Annotated in this window: 19 protein-coding genes; 12 read left to right on the top strand and 7 right to left on the bottom strand. The window is 64.0% G+C overall.

Annotated features, from left to right (window positions below):
- The first annotated feature begins 18 nt into the window (after positions 1 to 18).
- Positions 19 to 477 (top strand): carboxymuconolactone decarboxylase family protein, encoded by a 459-nt coding sequence (locus LB572_RS04165; protein WP_140807205.1) that lies wholly within the window; start codon positions 19 to 21, stop codon positions 475 to 477.
- A 65-nt stretch (positions 478 to 542) separates the two neighbouring features.
- Complete coding sequence (locus LB572_RS04160; protein WP_224666825.1) at positions 543 to 920, top strand: DoxX family protein; 378 nt, start codon at positions 543 to 545, stop codon at positions 918 to 920.
- Between the two features lie 33 nt (positions 921 to 953).
- On the opposite strand, the gene LB572_RS04155 is transcribed toward LB572_RS04160, so the two are convergent.
- The gene (locus LB572_RS04155; protein WP_140807207.1) at positions 954 to 1,676 is read right to left on the bottom strand and encodes an SDR family oxidoreductase; all 723 of its coding nucleotides are present in this window, start codon (positions 1,674 to 1,676) and stop codon (positions 954 to 956) included.
- A complete protein-coding gene (locus tag LB572_RS04150) occupies positions 1,673 to 2,518 on the bottom strand; it encodes an SDR family NAD(P)-dependent oxidoreductase (protein ID WP_224666824.1) in 846 nt (281 codons plus the stop codon). The genes LB572_RS04155 and LB572_RS04150 overlap by 4 nt, the downstream gene beginning before the upstream one ends.
- 103 nt (positions 2,519 to 2,621) lie before the next feature.
- On the opposite strand from LB572_RS04150, the gene LB572_RS04145 reads away from it, so the two are divergent.
- The gene (locus LB572_RS04145; RefSeq protein WP_140807209.1) at positions 2,622 to 3,494 is read left to right on the top strand and encodes a helix-turn-helix transcriptional regulator; all 873 of its coding nucleotides are present in this window, start codon (positions 2,622 to 2,624) and stop codon (positions 3,492 to 3,494) included.
- A 270-nt stretch (positions 3,495 to 3,764) separates the two neighbouring features.
- On the opposite strand, the gene LB572_RS04140 is transcribed toward LB572_RS04145, so the two are convergent.
- Positions 3,765 to 4,394, bottom strand: a complete 630-nt coding sequence (locus LB572_RS04140; protein WP_140807229.1) for a TetR family transcriptional regulator C-terminal domain-containing protein — start codon at positions 4,392 to 4,394, stop codon at positions 3,765 to 3,767.
- Between the two features lie 239 nt (positions 4,395 to 4,633).
- On the opposite strand from LB572_RS04140, the gene LB572_RS04135 reads away from it, so the two are divergent.
- Positions 4,634 to 5,962, top strand: a complete 1,329-nt coding sequence (locus LB572_RS04135) for an aspartate aminotransferase family protein (protein ID WP_140807210.1) — start codon at positions 4,634 to 4,636, stop codon at positions 5,960 to 5,962.
- 96 nt (positions 5,963 to 6,058) lie between these two features.
- Here LB572_RS04135 and LB572_RS04130 read toward each other — a convergent pair whose 3' ends face one another.
- Entirely contained in the window at positions 6,059 to 6,697 is a 639-nt protein-coding gene (locus tag LB572_RS04130; protein WP_224666823.1) for a TetR/AcrR family transcriptional regulator, read from the bottom strand.
- A gap of 121 nt (positions 6,698 to 6,818) precedes the next feature.
- Here LB572_RS04130 and LB572_RS04125 point away from each other — a divergent pair, with 121 nt between their 5' ends.
- From LB572_RS04125 to LB572_RS04115, 3 genes are all read left to right on the top strand, one after another.
- On the top strand, positions 6,819 to 8,069 hold the full coding sequence (locus tag LB572_RS04125) for a Zn-dependent hydrolase (protein ID WP_224666822.1): 1,251 nt from the start codon (positions 6,819 to 6,821) through the stop codon (positions 8,067 to 8,069).
- 166 nt (positions 8,070 to 8,235) lie between these two features.
- Complete coding sequence (gene hydA, locus LB572_RS04120) at positions 8,236 to 9,687, top strand: dihydropyrimidinase (RefSeq protein ID WP_224666821.1); 1,452 nt, start codon at positions 8,236 to 8,238, stop codon at positions 9,685 to 9,687.
- A gap of 2 nt (positions 9,688 to 9,689) precedes the next feature.
- On the top strand, positions 9,690 to 10,067 hold the full coding sequence (locus tag LB572_RS04115; RefSeq protein WP_224666820.1) for a hypothetical protein: 378 nt from the start codon (positions 9,690 to 9,692) through the stop codon (positions 10,065 to 10,067).
- An 86-nt stretch (positions 10,068 to 10,153) separates the two neighbouring features.
- On the opposite strand, the gene LB572_RS04110 is transcribed toward LB572_RS04115, so the two are convergent.
- The gene (locus LB572_RS04110; protein ID WP_412033531.1) at positions 10,154 to 10,558 is read right to left on the bottom strand and encodes a cupin domain-containing protein; all 405 of its coding nucleotides are present in this window, start codon (positions 10,556 to 10,558) and stop codon (positions 10,154 to 10,156) included.
- Between the two features lie 119 nt (positions 10,559 to 10,677).
- Here LB572_RS04110 and LB572_RS04105 point away from each other — a divergent pair, with 119 nt between their 5' ends.
- From LB572_RS04105 to LB572_RS04085, 5 genes are all read left to right on the top strand, one after another.
- Positions 10,678 to 11,469, top strand: coding sequence for an ABC transporter ATP-binding protein (locus LB572_RS04105; protein ID WP_224666818.1), 792 nt, complete (start codon positions 10,678 to 10,680; stop codon positions 11,467 to 11,469).
- 13 nt (positions 11,470 to 11,482) lie between these two features.
- Entirely contained in the window at positions 11,483 to 12,361 is an 879-nt protein-coding gene (locus tag LB572_RS04100; RefSeq protein WP_140807217.1) for an ABC transporter permease, read from the top strand.
- Entirely contained in the window at positions 12,358 to 13,512 is a 1,155-nt protein-coding gene (locus LB572_RS04095; protein WP_224666817.1) for an ABC transporter permease, read from the top strand. The genes LB572_RS04100 and LB572_RS04095 overlap by 4 nt, the downstream gene beginning before the upstream one ends.
- Before the next feature lie 39 nt (positions 13,513 to 13,551).
- Positions 13,552 to 14,523 (top strand): ABC transporter substrate-binding protein, encoded by a 972-nt coding sequence (locus LB572_RS04090; protein WP_140807219.1) that lies wholly within the window; start codon positions 13,552 to 13,554, stop codon positions 14,521 to 14,523.
- Between the two features lie 167 nt (positions 14,524 to 14,690).
- Positions 14,691 to 15,128, top strand: a complete 438-nt coding sequence (locus LB572_RS04085) for a CHRD domain-containing protein (RefSeq protein ID WP_140706426.1) — start codon at positions 14,691 to 14,693, stop codon at positions 15,126 to 15,128.
- A gap of 60 nt (positions 15,129 to 15,188) precedes the next feature.
- On the opposite strand, the gene LB572_RS04080 is transcribed toward LB572_RS04085, so the two are convergent.
- Both LB572_RS04080 and LB572_RS04075 read right to left on the bottom strand, forming a co-directional pair.
- Complete coding sequence (locus LB572_RS04080; protein ID WP_224666816.1) at positions 15,189 to 16,838, bottom strand: thiamine pyrophosphate-binding protein; 1,650 nt, start codon at positions 16,836 to 16,838, stop codon at positions 15,189 to 15,191.
- Positions 16,835 to 18,007 (bottom strand): CaiB/BaiF CoA transferase family protein, encoded by a 1,173-nt coding sequence (locus tag LB572_RS04075; RefSeq protein WP_224666815.1) that lies wholly within the window; start codon positions 18,005 to 18,007, stop codon positions 16,835 to 16,837. Before LB572_RS04075 ends, LB572_RS04080 begins: the two co-directional genes overlap by 4 nt.
- Positions 18,008 to 18,060 lie beyond the last annotated feature (53 nt).

The raw sequence follows: 18,060 nt of genomic DNA, 5'->3' as shown, positions 1-18,060 counted from the left end.
AAACTGGAAGGAAAGACGATGAAACAGAGAATGCAGTTCTTCGCCAAAGCGCCGGAGATCATGAAGGCGGTGTCGGCACTCAACAAGGCCGTCGACGAATGCGGGCTGGAGGTGAGCCTGCTGCACCTGATCAAGCTCAGGGCTTCGCAGATCAATGGCTGCTCGTATTGCGTCGAGATGCACAGCCGTGAGGCGAGGCGCGACGGCGAGACCGAAACCCGGCTCTATCTCGTCGCCGCCTGGAAGGAATCGCCGCTGTTTTCCGAGCGCGAACGCGCCGCCCTTGCGTGGACCGAGGCCGTGACGCTGATCGCCGACAATGGCGTGTCGGACGAGCTCTACACCCGCACGCTCGAGCATTTCTCGGAAGAGGAGCTGGTCAAGCTCTCGGTCGCGCTCGGCATGATCAACACCTGGAACCGGCTGTGCATTCCGTTCCACGCCATTCATCCGATGCCGTCCGCAAAAGCCGCCTGAGTTTATCCATCGACAGCGTGGGCCTGTGATGGGCCCACGCTTTTTTCATTTTCAGGATCAACGACATGTTTGAGAATTTTCAGAACGAGATTCTGGTTATGGCGCGCCTGCTGCTCGGCGGCGCCTTCGTCTTTGCCGGCCTGCGCAACATCCAGAACAGAAAGCTGGTCGCGTCGTTGATGGCCGCGCGCGGCGTGCCGCGGGCGACGCTGGCTCTGTGGTTGGGTATCGTGCTGCAGGTCGTTGCCGGCGTGCTGGTGATCGCCGGCCTATGGACCGCTTTGGCAGCCGCCGCGCTGATCGTCTTCCTCGTCGTCGCGACGCCGATGTTCCACAATTTCTGGGACCATCAAGGCGCGGATCGCGCGTCACGCATCAACGGCGTCGTCAGCAATGTCGCTTTGGCCGGTGGGTTCCTGGCGCTGATCGCGCAGGGCGTGTAGGCGGCCGCGCTGTCGCGGCCGCGAGCGTCCGGGCTAGGCAGCGAACCTCAGGCCGCCGTCGCAGGTGAGCACCTGGCCGGTCATGAAGCCGTTGGAGACCAGGAAGGCGATCGCCTCGGCGACATCCTCGGCGCGTCCGATGCGGCCGACCGGCGTCTTGCTGGCATATTCGGCAAACACCGCCTGCCGCTGCTCCTCGGGGAGAAAATCCCACCAGGGCGTGTCGATGACGCCGGGCGCCACAACGTTGACGCGCAGCGGCTTCAGCTCGACCGCCAGGATCGGCGCGACGGTCAAGAGCATGCCGTTGATGGCGCCGATGCCGGCGACACCGGGCGCCGCGATCTGCGCCGAGACGGCCGAGATGAAGGTGACCGATCCGGCTTTGTTCAAGGTCGGCAGGGCCGCCTGCAGACAGGACAATTGCGGCCGGATCTTCTCGTCGACGCCGCTGCCGATGTCAGCGAGGTCGAGCGTCGCGAACGGTCCAAGCCCCTTGCCGCCGCTCGCGGCGAGAACCAGGTGATCGACCGGCCCGAGTTCACCGAAGAAATGCCGAACCTCGTCCGGCTTTGCGGCGTCAAACACGGCCTTGCCGACGGTGCCGCCAAGGGCCTTCCACGCGCCTTTGAGCTTCTCCTCGTTGCGGCCGGTGATGGTCACTTTCATGCCGGGGCCGACCAGCCGTTTGGCCGTGGCAAGGCCGATGCCGGACGAGCCGCCGATGATGACGCAATGTTCGATGGTCTCGCTCATGAGTGCTGTTCCTTAGGTTTGGAGGATGGACCCTCGATCAGTTCGAGGCTCAAGGTCCGCAATTGGCGGCGAGCCTTTTCGTCATAGGCCTGCGCGTCGGCGCGCGATTCGCGTTGGCCGTCGAAGTAGCGGCCGCTGCGCCCTTCGAGCGCCGGCGATGCCGCGAGGTTGAGGATGGCGTCGGCGCCGGTCTCGACCGAGCTCCACGGTGTGACGCCGGCCTGCCGGACCATGGTGGTGTCCATGTAGCTTGCCGGGTGCAAGGCATTGACGCTGACGCCGGTGCCTTCGAGCTGCTCGGCCAGATCGACGGTGAACAGGATCTGCGCCAGCTTGCTCTGGCAGTAGGCACGCACGCCGCTGTAGCCCTGCGTCAGCATGACATCGTCGAAATCGATCGCCTGCTGACCGGCCGAAGCGACATTGACGATGCGCGCCGGCGCGCTTGCCTTGAGCAGCGGCAAAAGTTCCGAGGTCAGCAGGAAGCCGGCGAGATAGTTGACGGCGAAGCGCAGTTCATAGCCGTCGGCGCTTATCTGCCGCTTCGCGCCCTGGCCGCCGGTGCCGACGCCTGCATTGTTGATCAAGACGTCGAGCCGGTTGGTCCTTGTGCGCACGGCTTCGGCGAGGCGGTGCACTTCAGCAAGCGAAGCGAGGTCGGCGGCGAGAAATTCCGCCTTGCCGCCCTTGGCTTCGATGGCTGCGATCGTCGCCTTGCCGCGGCCTTCGTCGCGGCCATGCACCAGCACGCGGGCGCCGGCGGCGCCGAGCCGTTCGGCGACCACGCGGCCGACGCCGTCGGTCGAGCCGGTGACGAGAATTATCTTGTCCTTGAGTTCCATGTTCGGAGCCTCCTTGCGTTGCTCTGAACGCAAAGATGGGACACGGCGCGTATCTCAAACAGTTCAAACTTTATCCTGGTATCAGTACTGCTATAATAGGCGCATGGATGCCGTCGCCCATTCCCCCGAAGATCACCGCCGGCGCGAGCTCGGCGCCTTCCTGCGTTCCCGCCGCGAGCGGCTTTCGCCCTCGGATACCGGCATTGCCGCCGGCCAGAGGCGACGCACGCCCGGGCTGCGGCGCGAGGAAGTGGCGATGATCGCCGGCGTCGGCACGACCTGGTACACATGGCTCGAGCAGGGCAGGGACGTGCGGCCTTCGGTCGAGGTGCTGACAGCGCTTTGCCAGGCGCTGCGGCTCGACGGCGCCGAGCAGCGACATTTGTTCACGCTCGCCGGCCGCCAGCAGCCGGAGCGACGGCGCATCGTGGAGGCAAAGGTCGAGGGACCGTTGCTGCACATGCTGCAGAGCCTGGTCCTGCAGCCCGCCTATGTCGTCGGCCCGCGCTGGGACGTGCTGGCATGGAATGACGCGGCGGTCGCGATTTTCGGCGACTACGGCCTGCTGGAGGGCGATGCCCGCAACATCATCCACGGCGTCTTCACCGATCCACATCGGCGGCATTTGCTCGTGGACTGGGAACAGCTGGCGCGCGCAACCCTTGCCGCGTTCCGCGCCGAGAGCGCGAAATACACCGGAGATCCGGATTTCGAGCGGCTGATCGCGCTGATGATGCGTTCAAGTCCGGAGTTTCGCGAGTGGTGGCCGCAGCGCGATGTGGTGCACCGGCTGTCCGGCCTGAAGCATTTGCGGCATCCGATCGCCGGCGCGATGACGTTCGAGCATATGAGCCTGTCGATCGACGACGGTTCGGATATGCGATTGATCGTCTACACGCCGCTTGCCGAGCAGAACTCGGTCGCCAAGCTCAAGAAGCTGCTCGACGACCTTCCAACCGAGCGGCGCAGCGCCTGAGGCCTCTCAGCTTCGTCATCCACGGGCGGAGCGGGAGCGGAGACCCGAGGATCCATTCCGTTACCTCGGCCGTGGGGTGCCGCGGAGCAGAATTTTGCACCGTTGCAACGCCTCAACGTCGCGGAATGGATCCTCGGGTCTGCGCCGCGTCGCTACGCTCCTTGCTCCGCCCGTGGATGACGAAGCTGAGAGGCTTCGGCCAATCTCCAAGGGCAGCAACAGCCAAACGGCTGGCAGGTCGATTCCGTCCTTAAGCTATTCGACCAGACGCTAGCCCTTCGGCTTCAGCCCATCCAGGAACAACTGCTCCAGGAAGCGCGCCGCGTCCTCGAAGCGGCCGTTGCCGCCGCGGTCGGCGCCGAGCACGGCGCGCACCTGGACGTCGAAATCGGCATAGTGCTGCGTCGTCGCCCAGATCGAGAAGATAAGGTGCCAGGGATCGGTGCGGGCGATCTTGCCGGCGCGCATCCAGCCCTTGATGACGGTGGCCTTCTCATCGACCAGAGTCTTCAGGTCGCCCTCCAGCATCGGCATGATGCGCGGGGCGCCCTGCAGGATCTCGTTGGCGAAGAGCCGGCTTTCGCGCGGGAAGTCGCGCGCCATTTCGAGCTTCCTGCGGATATAGCTTCTGAGCTCCGTCAGCGGATCGCCGATGTCGTCAAGCTCGCGCAGCGGCGCCAGCCATGTGTCGAGCAGGCGCTGCATCAACGTCTCGTGAATGTCTTCCTTGCGGCGGAAGTAATAGAGAAGGTTGGGCTTCGACATGCCGGCGGCTTCGGCGATCTGGTCGATGGTCGAGCCGCGAAACCCGTTGGCGGAGAAGACTTCGAGCGCGGCTTCCAGGATGAGCTCGCGCTTTTCCTGCTGGATACGGGTGCGGCGGGGAGCGGAGCCTTCCATCGTATCCGTCATCCTTGCCGGCCGTCTTCGCGCGAGCTCTCTGGACCAATTGTCTGGACCAGTTTTTCCTTGGCCTGTGGAGCGCGCTTTTTATGCCGCATTTCCGCTAGTAATCCCCTTGACCGCCGACAGGCGGTGCTAACGTTTGTCCAACCGGTCAAAATTTTGCGTAGCACGAAAACGCAGCGAAGACCAAGCGTTGGCCGCACCGAAACAGGTTACAAGGGGAAGTCTTGGTCATGTCCAACCGGCTGAAAGTCACGCCGAACGATCTCAGCGCATTCTGGATGCCGTTCACGGCAAACCGGCAGTTCAAGCAGGCGCCGCGCATGTTCGTGTCCGCCAAGGACATGCACTACACGACCAGCGACGGCCGCAAGGTGCTCGACGGCACCGCGGGCCTGTGGTGCGTGAACGCCGGCCACTGCCGGCCGAAGATCACCGAGGCTATCCAGAGCCAGGCCGCCGAGCTCGACTACGCGCCTGCCTTCCAGATGGGCCATCCGATCGTGTTCGAGTTGGCGAACCGGCTGGTCGATATCGCGCCCAAGGGCATGGACCATGTCTTCTTCACCAATTCCGGTTCGGAATCGGTCGAGACCGCGCTGAAGATGGCGATCGCCTATCACCGCGTGAAAGGCGAGGGCTCGCGCACCCGTCTGATCGGCCGCGAGCGCGGCTATCACGGCGTCAATTTCGGCGGCATCTCGGTCGGCGGCATCGTCACCAACCGCAAGATGTTCGGCACGCTGCTCGGCGGCGTCGACCACCTGCCGCACACGCACCTGCCCGAGAAGAACGCCTTCTCGAAGGGCGTGCCGGACCATGGCGCGGAACTCGCCAACGAGCTCGAGCGCCTCGTCACCCTGCATGACGCTTCGACCATCGCGGCCGTCATCGTCGAGCCGGTCGCCGGCTCCACCGGCGTCATCCTGCCGCCGAAGGGCTACCTGCAGAAGCTTCGGGAAATCTGCACGAAGCACGGCATATTGTTGATTTTCGATGAAGTGATCACCGGTTTCGGCCGCCTCGGCGCGCCGTTCGCGGCCGACTATTTCGGCGTCACGCCGGATATCATGACCACCGCCAAGGGCGTCTCCAACGGCGTCATCCCGATGGGCGCGGTGTTCGTCAAGAAGGAGATCCACGACGCCTTCATGACCGGCCCGGAACACATGATCGAGTTCTTCCACGGCTATACCTATTCGGGCAATCCGATCGCCTGCGCCGCGGCGCTCGGCACGCTGGACACCTACAAGGAAGAGGGCCTGCTGACGCGCGGCGAGGAGCTGGCGCCTTACTGGGAAGACGCGCTGCATTCGCTGAAGGGCGAGCCGCATGTCATCGACATCCGAAACATCGGCCTGATCGGCGCGATCGAGCTCGCGCCGATCGCCGGCAGCCCGACCAAGCGGGCGTTCTCGGCCTTCGTCAAGGCGTTCGAGCGCGGCGCGCTGATCCGCACCACCGGCGACATCATCGCGCTGTCGCCACCGCTGATCATCACCAAGGGCCAGATCAACGAGCTGATCGACCATGTTCGCGACGTGCTGAGGTCGATCGACTGATAAGCCGGCGCGGGCACCTTTCCCGTCAGGGGAGGGTGTTCGTGAAGCGGCTGGGCGAGGTCGGCGGACATGCGCCGACCTCAAGAGCGGTTCCAATCAGGCGGGCTGCGCGCCGATGCCGGTCAGGATCACCCGCTTGATGTTTTCCTTGGCTTCCCGCCATTGCCGGTCGGAGAGCGACTTGCCGCCGTTCAGCGTCTCGATCTGGTGGCCGAAATCGGCGTAATGCTGGGTGGTAGCCCACAGCATGTAGAGGAGATGGCGCGGGTCCACCCGGTCCATCTTGCCTTCCTCGATCCAGCGCCTGATGATCTCGACACGGCCGTCGGTCCACTCGCGCAGCGTCGATTCCATATAGTCCTGCAGCACCGGCGCGCCGTGCATCACTTCCGAGGCCCAGACCTTCGAGCCGTCCGGATGACGACGCGATATTTCCATCTTTGCGTCGATATAGGCGCTGATACCGTCCACCGGGCCGCGCGCCGCGTCGAAGCAATTGGCAGCCTGCAGCCAGATCTCGAAAATGTTCTGGACGACGGACCGGTAGAGCTCTTCCTTGGTAGCGAAATAATAGTGAAGATTTGCCTTCGGCAGCCCCGCCAGGTCGGCGATCAACTGCATCGTGGCGCCGCCGAACCCGGCCTCCGCGAACACCTTTTCGGCGGCCAGCAGAATGGCTTTTTCATTCTCCCGCCTTATGTCCTGGCGCCGCATGGGACGGGTGGGTTCGGTCATGTCTCCCCCAAGATTCTCGTTGACCGCTTGGTCAGCTTGTGTAGTCTGAAAGCTGACCATACGGTCAGGATGCAAACCACTCAAGGGGCGACAAGACCCCTGGTGAAAATGGGAACCGCAAATGGCCGCACCCGGCGAAAATCTGCGAATCAATTCAGACCGCTTGTGGGATTCCATCATGGAGATGGCGAAGATCGGCCCCGGCATTGCCGGCGGCAACAATCGCCAGACCGTGACCGACGAGGACGGCGAGGGCCGCCATCTGTTCAAGCGCTGGTGCGAGGCGGCGGGGCTCGAAATGGGCCTCGACGAGATGGGCACGATGTTTGCCCGCCGCGAAGGCACCGACCCCAGCCTGCCGCCGGTCTATGTCGGCAGCCATCTCGACACGCAGCCGACTGGCGGCAAGTATGACGGCGTGCTCGGCGTGCTGGGCGGGCTGGAAGTGGTGCGTTCGCTCAACGATCTCGGCATCAAGACCAGGCACCCGATCGTCGTCACCAACTGGACCAACGAGGAGGGTGCGCGCTTCGCCCCGGCGATGATGGCGTCCGGTGTCTTCGCCGGCGTGCTCGACCAAGCCGATGTCTATGAGCACACGGACAAGAACGGCAAGAAATTCGGCGAGGAGCTGGAGCGCATCGGCTGGAAGGGCGACGAGAAGGTCGGCGACCGAAAGATCCATGCCTTCTTCGAGCTGCACATCGAGCAAGGGCCGATCCTGGAGGACGAAGGCATCGACATCGGCGTCGTTACCCATGGACAGGGCCTGAAATGGCTGCAGGTGACGCTGACCGGCAAGGAGGCGCATACCGGCTCGACGCCGATGCCGAAGCGCCGCAATGCTGGCCTCGGCATGGCCCGCGTGATCGAGCTGGTGCACGAGATCGCCATGGACTACCAGCCCGACGCCGTGGGTGCTGTCGGCCACATGGAAGTCTATCCCAATTCGCGCAACATCATCGCGGGCCGCACCGTCTTCACCATCGACATTCGCTCGCCGGAAAAGGAAGTGCTCGACGCCATGGACGGCCGCATCCGCGAAGGCATCGACACGATCTGCGACGCGCTCGATATCCAATACAAGATCGAGCAGGTCGGCCATTTCGATCCGGTCACCTTCGACAAGAACTGCGTCAAGGCAATCCGCGACGCCGCCGAGCGTCTCGGCTACTCGCATCGCAACATCGTGTCGGGCGCCGGCCACGATGCCTGCTGGATCAACCGCGTCGCGCCGACCGCGATGGTGATGTGCCCCTGTGTGGACGGGCTCAGCCACAACGAAGCCGAGGAGATCACCAGGGAATGGGCGGCGGCTGGCACCGATGTGCTGTTCCACGCGGTGGTGGAGACGGCGGGGATCGTCGAATGACCTGCTAGAGCATTTCACCGTTTCACGGAAACGGCGAAATGCTCTAGCTCTTTGTTTCAACGCAATTTCGGACGGAAAACCGCGTCACACTTTTCCTGAAATTGCTCTGGACCAATCACCTCGCAACGCCGCCCGCAAAGAAGCGCGAAAGAACAGGGGAACAGATATGACCAAAGTCATCCGCAACGGCACCGTCGTCACTGCCGACCGCACGTGGAAGGCCGACGTGCTGATGCAGCACGGCAAGATCGTCGCCATTGGCTCGAACCTGCACGGCGACCATGAGTTCGACGCCACGGGCTGCTATGTCATGCCGGGTGGCATCGATCCGCACACCCATCTCGAAATGCCCTTCATGGGCACCTATTCGGCCGACGATTTCGAATCCGGCACGCGCGCAGCACTTTCCGGCGGCACGACCATGGTCGTCGATTTCTGCCTGCCGGCGCCGCAGCAGTCGCTGCTCGCAGCCCTGCAGATGTGGGACAACAAGACATCGAAGGCCGCCTGCGACTACTCCTTCCACATGGCGATCACCTGGTGGGGCAAGCAGGTGTTCGACGAGATGGCGACGGTGGTCGACAGGGGCATCACCTCGTTCAAGCATTTCATGGCCTACAAGGGCGCGCTGATGGTCGACGACGACGAGATGTATGCCTCGTTCCAGCGCTGCGCCGATCTCGGCGCGCTGCCGCTGGTCCATGCCGAGAATGGCGACGTCGTCGCCGCGCTCTCGCAAAAACTGCTCGCCGCAGGCAACAACGGCCCCGAGGGCCACGCCTTTTCGCGCCCGCCGGAAGTGGAAGGCGAGGCGACGAACCGCGCCATCATGATTGCCGACATGGCCGGCGTGCCGCTCTATGTCGTGCATGTCTCCTGCGAGCAGAGCCACGAGGCGATCCGCCGCGCCCGCCAGAAGGGCATGCGGGTGTTCGGCGAGCCGCTGATCCAGCATTTGACGCTCGACGAGACCGAATATTTCAACAAGGACTGGGACCACGCGGCACGCCGGGTGATGAGCCCGCCCTTCCGCAACAAGCTTCATCAGGATTCGCTGTGGGCCGGCCTGCAGGCCGGTTCGCTGCAGGTGGTGGCGACCGACCACTGCGCCTTCACGACCAAACAGAAGCGCAACGGCGTCGGCGACTTCACCAAGATCCCGAACGGCACAGGCGGGCTCGAGGACCGCTTGCCGGTTCTGTGGACGAGAGGCGTCAACACCGGACGGCTGACGATGAACGAGTTCGTCGCCGTGACCTCGACCAACATCGCCAAGATCCTCAACATGTATCCGAAGAAGGGCGCCATCGTCGAAGGCGCAGACGCCGACATCATCGTCTGGGATCCGAAGCGCAAGAAGACCATCTCGGCCAAGAAGCAGCAGTCGGTGATCGACTACAACGTCTTCGAAGGCGTCGAGGTGACCGGCCTGCCGCGCTTCGTCTTCTCGCGCGGCGAATTGTCGATCGAGGAAGCGGACGTGAAGGCCAAGGTCGGCCATGGCGAGTTCGTCGCGCGTGAGCCGAACGCCGCGGTCAACCGGGCACTGTCGACCTGGAAGGAGATTTCCGCGCCGCGCAAGGTGGAGCGTACCGGCATTCCGGCCACCGGGGTCTGACCATGCGGGCTCTTCATCTTGCGATCGCGGCGACTGCTGTGCTGGCCGCCGGCCAGGCGCTCGCCGCGGGCATCGACCTCAGCAAGCCTTATGGCGACAAATATGGCTGCATCAACCGGAACGGCCAGGAAGTCGCCGCCGACAAGATGCTGCTCTTGACCGACAAGGAACTGATCACGGCGGCCAGCGCCTGCACCTTCAGCGAGAGGCAGGCTCAGGCCGACGGATCGCTGGTGGTGACTGCGAAGTGCGAGGCGGAAGGCGAAGAGGGACAGGCGCCGACCAAGTTCACTATCAAGCGCAGTGCGAAGAACGTGAAGAAGCTGGTGGTGGCCGACGGGGACGGCAACGTGATGGGCGAAGTCTCCCGATGCAAATGACGGCGATTCCGTCGATTCCTGAGAGGCGTGTTCGTTCCGGCCGCATCTATGCGACGCCAAGCGATGCCGCTTGGCTGCAAAATGCCTTAGGCTACAAGGCCGTCCAACTCCGGCAGCAGGATGACGCTTTCCTGTTCGTTGGGATCGGTGCGGGCGATGACCGCGGAAGAAGGCGCGCCGCTCAGATTGGCGGGCAGATGCGGAACGCCCGCCGGAATATAGAAGAGGTCGCCGGCCTTGACGACGATGTGATGCTCGAGCCGGTCGCCGTACCAGGTGTGGACTTCGCCCGAGAGCACGTAGATGGCCGTCTCGTGGCTTTCATGCTTATGCGCCTTGGCGCGGGCGCCGGGCGGGATGGTGAGAAGATGCATGCAGATGCCGGACGAGCCGACGGTCTCGGCGGCGATGCCGGCGAAATAGCTCAGTCCCTGCTTGCCCTGGTAAGTGCTTTCGGGGCGAACGAGATGACAGGTGGGTTTAGGCGACATCGGCAAGGCTCCGGGCGGCGTCGATCGGGTGGGACAGGACGAGTGGAAAGCAACGCTATCATAAAATCAACCGGATTGCGGGCAGCGCGGCAGCGGCTGCGAAAGGCAGGCTGCAGCCAATGACCGAACAGCCGCCAGCCGTCGTTTCGGCAAGCAAGCTCGGCCTCACCTTCCAGACCAATGACGGTCCGGTGCAGGCGCTTTCCAATGTCGATCTGACCATCGGCAAGGGCGAATTCGTCTCCTTCATCGGCCCGTCCGGCTGCGGCAAGACCACCTTGCTGCGCGTCATCGCCGATCTGGAGAAGGCGACCTCCGGGACGATCTCCGTCAACGGGATGTCGCCTGAGCAGGCACGCGAGAAACGCGCCTATGGCTATGTCTTCCAGGCGGCGGCCCTGTTCCCGTGGCGCACGATCGAGCGCAACGTGGCGCTGCCGCTGGAGGTCATGGGCCTCAGTCAGGCCGAGCAGGCGGAGCGCATCAAGCGCACGCTGGGGCTCGTCAACCTCTCGGGCTTCGAGAAGAAATATGCCTGGCAGCTTTCCGGCGGCATGCAGCAACGCGCCTCGATCGCGCGTGCCTTGGCCTTCGATGCGGACCTGCTTTTGATGGACGAGCCCTTCGGCGCGCTCGACGAGATCGTGCGCGACCATCTGAACGAGCAGCTCCTCGACCTCTGGGACCGGACCAACAAGACGATCTGCTTCGTCACCCATTCGATCCCCGAGGCGGTGTATCTCTCGACGCGCATCGTCGTGATGTCGCCGCGGCCCGGCCGCGTCACCGACGTCATCGAATCGACGCTGCCGAGGAAGCGCCCGCTCGACATCCGCGAGACGCCGGAATTCCTGGCGATCGCCGCGCGCGTGCGCGATGGCCTCAGGGCTGGGCACAGCTATGATGATTGAGGCGCCCTGCTAGATGGATAGCTTCCGCTCCAAGATCGTCCCCGTCACCACCATCCTCACCGGCGTGGTCGTGCTCTGGTACGTCTTCGCCGTCATCCTCAACGCGCCGTTCCAACGCGATCTCGACCGCCGCGCCAATGAGACGCCGGGCGTCGTCGAGTTCATCGGCAAGACGTTGTCGCAGCCGAAGCCGACGCTGCCGGCGCCGCATCAGGTGGCGGTGAATTTCTTCGAAAACACCTTCCTGCGCGGCGTCACCTCGAACCGCAGCCTGGTCTACAACGCCTGGGTGACGCTGTCGTCGACGCTGCTCGGCTTTGCCTTTGGCACCGCGCTCGGCATCGTCATTGCGGTCGGCATCGTGCATGTTGCGACGCTGGACCGCAGCCTTATGCCGTGGATCATCGCCTCGCAGACCATTCCGATCCTGGCGGTGGCGCCGATGATCATCGTGGTGCTGGCGGCAATCGGCATCACCGGCCTGATCCCGAAGGCGCTGATCTCGACCTATCTGTCGTTCTTCCCGGTCGCGGTCGGCATGGTCAAAGGCCTGCGCTCCCCTGAGCTCATGCATCTTGACCTGATGCATACCTATAACGCCAGCGCCTCGCAGACCTTCTGGAAGCTCAGGGTGCCGGCCTCGGTGCCGTTCCTGTTCACCTCGATGAAGGTGGCGGTGGCGGCAAGCCTGGTCGGCGCCATCGTCGGCGAGCTGCCGACCGGTGCGGTCGCCGGCATCGGCGCGAAGCTGCTCGCGGGCGCCTATTACAGCCAGACGATCGATATCTGGTCGGCGCTGGTCGCGGGCTCGATCGTCGCCGCGCTGCTGGTGATGGCGGTAGGTATCGCCGGGCGCCTGGTCGACCGCGCCATGGGTGGGAGGCCGGCATGAGCTGGTTGAAACCGTCCTGGCAATCGGTGCTGGCAATTGCGCTTTGCCTCGTTGCCTTCGCGCTCGGCGCGATGACGAAGCCCGAAGCCGCCGCGCTGGCGGAGCCGGCCGCGACGCTCGCCTATCCCTATATAGGTGCGAAGGGGCTGATCATCGGGCTGTTGCTCATCGCTGCGCTGGTTTCGACCGCAAAGCTGACGCCGGTCGCGGAAGCCATCTTGCTCTTCGTCGGCGCGCATGCCGCCGCCTGGCTCCTGATCAAGGGCATAGCCGGTTTCGAAGGCACGGCGCTGGCGCCGTATTTCCTGCTGCTTGCGGCTGCCTGGCTGCTTGCCTGGCGCTGCGTCGCCCTGCTGTCGTCGCTGCGCCCCGCGCAGGGCTGGGCGAAGACGGCGCTGCGCCTCGTCATCCCGGCAATCTTCGGCGCCTGGATCCTGATCATCTGGGAAGCGATCACGCGCGGCGCCGGCATTCCCTTCATCCTTTTGCCGCCGCCGAGCGCCATCGGCGTGCGCATCGCCAACTCGCTGCCGATCCTGGGCTCGGACGTGCGACAGACGATCTTCAAGGCAGTGCTCATCGGCTATGTCGTCGGCAATCTCGCCGGCTTCGCCGTCGCCATCCTCGCCGACCGCGTGCCGTTCCTCCGGCGCGGGCTGCTCCCGATCGGCAATATGGTTTCGGCGCTGCCGATCATTGGTGTGGCGCCGATCATGGTCATGTGGTTCGGCTTCGACTGGCCGTCCAAGGCCGCCGTCGTCATCATCATGACCTTCTTCCCGATGCTGGTGAACACCGTCGCGGGGCTGGCCGCATCCGGGCATATGGAGCGCGATCTGATGCGCACCTATGCGTCGGGCTATTGGCCGACGCTGCTGAAGCTCAGGCTGCCGGCGGCAATGCCGTTCATCTTCAATGCGCTGAAGATCAACTCGACGCTGGCGCTGATCGGCGCCATCGTCGCGGAGTTCTTCGGTACGCCAGTGGTCGGCATGGGATTCCGCATTTCGACGGAAGTCGGGCGGATGAACATCGACATGGTGTGGGCCGAAATCGCAGTTGCAGCCCTTGCGGGTTCGGTCTTTTATGGCGTGGTCGCTCTCATCGAGAGAGCCGTCACGTTTTGGCATCCCTCTGTCCGAGGTGGATAGGGGCGGTGGGTTTGGGTGCTAACTTCAGAGGGTAATAACATGAAAAGACTGCTGATTTCTGCTTTGGCCGGCGCCATGTCGCTGGCCGCCTTCCAGGCGATGGCCGCCGACAAGGTGACATTGCAGCTGAAATGGGTCACGCAGGCCCAGTTCGCCGGCTACTATGTCGCCAAGGCCAAAGGCTTCTATGACGCCGAAGGCCTCGACGTCGACATCAAGCCGGGCGGCCCCGATATCGCGCCCGAGCAGGTGATCGCCGGCGGCGGCGCCGACGTCATCGTCGACTGGATGGGTGGCGCACTCGCCGCCCGCGACAAGGGCGTGATGCTCGTCAACATCGCCCAGCCGTTCAAGAAGGCGGGCATGGAACTGGTTTGCCCGAAGGACGGACCGATCAAGACCGAAGCCGACTTCAAGGGCCATACGCTCGGCGTCTGGTTCTTCGGCAACGAATATCCGTTCTACGCCTGGATGAACAAGATCGGCCTCAAGACCGATGGCGGCCCGGACGGCGTCACCGTGCTCAAGCAGAGCTTCGACGTGCAGCCGCTGATCCAGAAGCAGGCCGATTGCATCTCGGTGATGACCTACAACGAATACGGTCAGGTGCTGGACGCCGGCTACAAGCCCGAAGACCTCACCGTGTTCAACTACTCGGCCATGGGCAACGACCTTCTGGAGGACGGGCTCTATACGCTCGAGGACAAGCTCAAGGATCCGGCCTTCGAGGACAAGATGGTGCGCTTCGTGCGCGCCTCGATGAAGGGCTGGAAATACGCCACGGAGAACACCGACGAGGCAGCTGGGATCGTCGTGGACAATGGCGGCCAGGACGAGAACCACCAGAAGTTCATGATGAAGGAAGTGGCCAAGCTGATCGACAATGCCGACGGCAAGCTGATCCCGGCCGCTTACGAGCGCACCGCCAAGGCGCTGCTCGACCAGAAGATCATCAGCAAGGAGGCGAGCGGCGCCTACACGACCGCGATCACCGACAAGGCGATCAAGTAAGCTCCGCTCTCAACTCGGAAGATGGAAAGGGGCGGGCGACCGCCCCTTTTTCGTTGCCCGCGGTAAAATAATTGTGTGCCGGGATACATCCGGCGACCCAACCGTTGCAGTGATGCATCCGCGCGTCGGGGAGCCGCGCGGGATGCTGCCATCAACGGAGGTTCTTCATGCGCATCCTTTCCGTGCCGATGCTTTCGGCCTTAGCCGTTTCGACCGCCTTTCTCCTCGCCTCACCGGCCATGGCCGAGACGATGAAGTTCAAGGCGACGCTCGACGGCAGCCAGCAGAGCCCGCCCGTCACCACCAAGGGCAAGGGAACCGCCACATTCACCTTCGACAGCACAAGCAAGAAGCTCAGCTGGAACGTCAAATATTCCGGCCTCAGCGGGCCGGCCGTTGCCGCCCACATCCACGGGCCGGCGGACATGGGGGCAAACGCGGACCCGGTCATCCCGTTCAAGAAGCTGAAGAGCCCGATCAAGGGGTCGGCGACGCTCACTGACGCGCAAGCAGCCGACCTCGAGGCCGGCAAATACTACGTCAACGTCCATACCGCCAAGAACAAGGACGGCGAGATCCGCGGCCAGATCGAGAAGGCTATGTAAAGACGCAAAAGGGGCGGTTCACCGCCCCTTTTGTCGTTTAGCCAGTAGGAAGTCGCCGCCTCAGCTCTTGTTGCGGATTTGCGTCAGCGTGCGGGTCGGCGTGATCGCTTCGGGATCGAGCTTGATCTCGACGATCGCCGGCTTGCCGCTGGCGCGTGCGCGTTCGAAGGCCGGCGCGAAGTCGGCGGTTTTTTCCACCGTCTCGCCATGGCCGCCATAGGCGCGGGCAAGTGCTGCGAAGTCCGGATTCTTGAGCTCGGTGGCGACGACGCGGCTCGGATATTCCCGCTCCTGATGCATGCGGATCGTGCCGTAAATGCCGTTGTTGACGACAATCACGATGATCGGCAGGTCATACTGGACAGCCGTCGCGAATTCCTGGCCGTTCATCAGGAAGCAGCCGTCGCCTGCGAAGGCAATCACTGTACGATCCGGGAACAGCGACTTGGCGGCAACGGCGGCGGGCGTGCCGTAGCCCATCGAGCCGGAGGTGGGGGCCGCCTGCGTGCCGAAGCGGCGGTTGCGGTAGAAGCGATGCACCCAGGTGGCGTAGTTGCCGGCGCCGTTGGTGAGGATGGCGTCTTCCGGCAGGACCTTTCCCAGATGTTCGATGATCGGGCCCATCTGAATGGCGCCCGGGCCGGTCTGCGGCGGCGTCGACCATTCGAGATAGGCGGCGTGCGCCTTTTCCGTCTCGTCCGCCCAGGCGGGCCTGGCGGCGGGCTTGCGTCTGGCGAAGGCCTCGACGAAAGCGGCGGGCGAGGCATTGATGGCTATCGTCGGCCGGTAGACTCGGCCGAGCTCGCCGGCATCGGCATGGACATGCGCCAGCGCCTGGTCGGGGTAGGGGCTTTTCAGCAGCGTGTAGTCGGAAGACGGCATCTCGCCAAGGCGGCCGCCGAGCAGGAGCACGACGTCGGCCTCTTTGATGCGCGCCGCCAGTTTCGGATTGATGCCGATGCCGACATCGCCGGCGTAGTTCGGGTGCAGATGGTCGAACAGCATCTGGCGGCGGAAGGAGCAGCCGACCGGCAGGGACCAGGCCTCGGCGATCGTGCGCATATGCGCCACCGCTTGCTCATTCCAGCGCGTGCCGCCGAGGATGACGAACGGCCGCTTTGCATTGGCGAGCAGCATTTGCAGCGCATCGAGCTCGGCTTCGCCCGGACGCGTCTCGACCGGCGTGTGCGGCAGCGCTTCCGGCGCCTCGACCTCGCTGGTCAGCATGTCCTCCGGCAGCGAGATGACCACCGGGCCCGGGCGACCGGAGGTCGCGACGGCGAAGGCGCGCGTCACGAATTCGGGGATGCGCGCGGCGTCGTCGATCTCGACAACCCATTTGGCGATGTCGCCGAAGAAGCGCTTGTAGTCGACCTCCTGGAAGGCCTCGCGTTCCTTGGCGTGGCTGGCGACCTGGCCGATGAACATGATCAGCGGCACCGAATCCTGCATCGCGATATGGATGCCTGCCGAGGCGTTGGTGGCGCCGGGGCCGCGGGTGACGAAGCAGATGCCGGGCTTGCCGGTTAGCCGTCCCTGACAGTCGGCCATCATCGCGGCACCGCCTTCCTGGCGGCAGACGATGGTGCGGATCGAAGAGTCATGCAGCGCATCGAGCACCGCGAGATAGGATTCGCCCGGAACGCAGAAGATGCGGTCGGTGCCGTTCGCTTCGAGCGCCTCGACGATCAGTTGTCCGCCGGTCTTCATTTTGCTCTCTCCAGTTCGGCAAGGATTTCGTCCGTGTGCTCGCCAAGGCGTGGCGACGGGCGCTCATAGACCAGCGGCGTGCCCGACATAACCATCGGCGCGCGCACGGAAGGCAGGTGGTTGCCATGGCCGTCGTCGAGGTCGAGCCGCATGCCGCGCGCGATGGTCTGCGGATCGGCGAACATCTGGCCTATCGTGTTGATCGGGCTTGCCGGAACACCCGCGGCCTCCAGCTTCGCCAGCAACGGATCGCGATCGAGTGCCGCCAGCGTCGCGACGATCGTCTCGCGCAGCCTCACGCGGTTGGCGACGCGCGCCGGGTTGGTGGCGAAATCCGGGTTTGCCGGCAGATCGGTGAGGCCGACGGCGGCGCAGAACTTGCCGAATTGGCCGTCATTGCCGACCGCGAGGATGATGTGGCCGTCCCTCACCGGCAGAACCTCGTAAGGGGCGATGTTCATATGCGCATTGCCCATCTGCACCGGGGACTTGCCGGAGACCAGATAGTTGAGGTTCTGGTTGCCGAGGGCGGCGATCTGGCTGTCGAACAGCGCCATGTCGATATGCTGGCCCTCGCCGGTCATTTCGACATGGCGAAGCGCTGCCTGGATGGCGACGACCGAGTAGAGGCCGGTGAAGAGATCCGAGATGGCGACGCCGGCCTTCTGCGGCTCACGGCCGGGCTCGCCGGTGATCGACATCATGCCGGCCATGGCCTGGATGATGAAATCGTAGCCCGCGCGCGGCGCATAGGGACCGTCCTGGCCAAAGCCGGTGATGGAGCAATAGACCAGGCGCGGGTTGATCGCCTTCAAGCTTTCGTAGTCGAGGCCGTATTTCTTCAGGCCGCCGAGCTTGAAGTTCTCGATCAGCACGTCGGCGGTGGCGACCAGCTTGCGCAGCGTCTCGGCACCCTCGGGCTTGGAGAAATCGACGGCGATGGAACGCTTGCCGCGATTGCAGGAATGGTAGTAGGCCGCCGAAAGGTTCTCGCTGTCATGGCTCATGACGAAAGGAGGGCCCCATTTGCGGGTGTCGTCGCCGCCATCCGGGCTCTCGACCTTGATGACATCGGCGCCGAGATCGGCCAGCAACTGCCCGGCCCAGGGTCCCGCGAGGATGCGGGCGAGCTCGATAACGCGGATGCCTTTCAGCGGGGGTTCTGCCATGGATCACCGTGTTCTAACGAAACGCAGCCTCTAGCAACCCGTGCCGGCCGTGT

Source organism: Mesorhizobium sp. BH1-1-5 (assembly GCF_020165615.1).
In the GTDB taxonomy this organism is placed as follows: Bacteria; Pseudomonadota; Alphaproteobacteria; order Rhizobiales; family Rhizobiaceae; genus Mesorhizobium.
The sequence above is the reverse complement of the archived record's forward strand: the minus strand, read 5'-3'. Positions and strand labels throughout refer to the sequence as shown.

Coding starts and splice junctions, on each gene's coding strand:
- LB572_RS04165 (WP_140807205.1), top strand. CDS start 19: ATGAAACAGAGAATGCAGTTCTTCGCCAAAGCGCCGGAGATCATGAAG.
- LB572_RS04160 (WP_224666825.1), top strand. CDS start 543: ATGTTTGAGAATTTTCAGAACGAGATTCTGGTTATGGCGCGCCTGCTG.
- LB572_RS04155 (WP_140807207.1), bottom strand. CDS start 1,676: ATGAGCGAGACCATCGAACATTGCGTCATCATCGGCGGCTCGTCCGGC.
- LB572_RS04150 (WP_224666824.1), bottom strand. CDS start 2,518: ATGGAACTCAAGGACAAGATAATTCTCGTCACCGGCTCGACCGACGGC.
- LB572_RS04145 (WP_140807209.1), top strand. CDS start 2,622: ATGGATGCCGTCGCCCATTCCCCCGAAGATCACCGCCGGCGCGAGCTC.
- LB572_RS04140 (WP_140807229.1), bottom strand. CDS start 4,394: ATGGAAGGCTCCGCTCCCCGCCGCACCCGTATCCAGCAGGAAAAGCGC.
- LB572_RS04135 (WP_140807210.1), top strand. CDS start 4,634: ATGTCCAACCGGCTGAAAGTCACGCCGAACGATCTCAGCGCATTCTGG.
- LB572_RS04130 (WP_224666823.1), bottom strand. CDS start 6,697: ATGACCGAACCCACCCGTCCCATGCGGCGCCAGGACATAAGGCGGGAG.
- LB572_RS04125 (WP_224666822.1), top strand. CDS start 6,819: ATGGCCGCACCCGGCGAAAATCTGCGAATCAATTCAGACCGCTTGTGG.
- hydA (WP_224666821.1), top strand. CDS start 8,236: ATGACCAAAGTCATCCGCAACGGCACCGTCGTCACTGCCGACCGCACG.
- LB572_RS04115 (WP_224666820.1), top strand. CDS start 9,690: ATGCGGGCTCTTCATCTTGCGATCGCGGCGACTGCTGTGCTGGCCGCC.
- LB572_RS04110 (WP_412033531.1), bottom strand. CDS start 10,558: ATGTCGCCTAAACCCACCTGTCATCTCGTTCGCCCCGAAAGCACTTAC.
- LB572_RS04105 (WP_224666818.1), top strand. CDS start 10,678: ATGACCGAACAGCCGCCAGCCGTCGTTTCGGCAAGCAAGCTCGGCCTC.
- LB572_RS04100 (WP_140807217.1), top strand. CDS start 11,483: ATGGATAGCTTCCGCTCCAAGATCGTCCCCGTCACCACCATCCTCACC.
- LB572_RS04095 (WP_224666817.1), top strand. CDS start 12,358: ATGAGCTGGTTGAAACCGTCCTGGCAATCGGTGCTGGCAATTGCGCTT.
- LB572_RS04090 (WP_140807219.1), top strand. CDS start 13,552: ATGAAAAGACTGCTGATTTCTGCTTTGGCCGGCGCCATGTCGCTGGCC.
- LB572_RS04085 (WP_140706426.1), top strand. CDS start 14,691: ATGCGCATCCTTTCCGTGCCGATGCTTTCGGCCTTAGCCGTTTCGACC.
- LB572_RS04080 (WP_224666816.1), bottom strand. CDS start 16,838: ATGAAGACCGGCGGACAACTGATCGTCGAGGCGCTCGAAGCGAACGGC.
- LB572_RS04075 (WP_224666815.1), bottom strand. CDS start 18,007: ATGGCAGAACCCCCGCTGAAAGGCATCCGCGTTATCGAGCTCGCCCGC.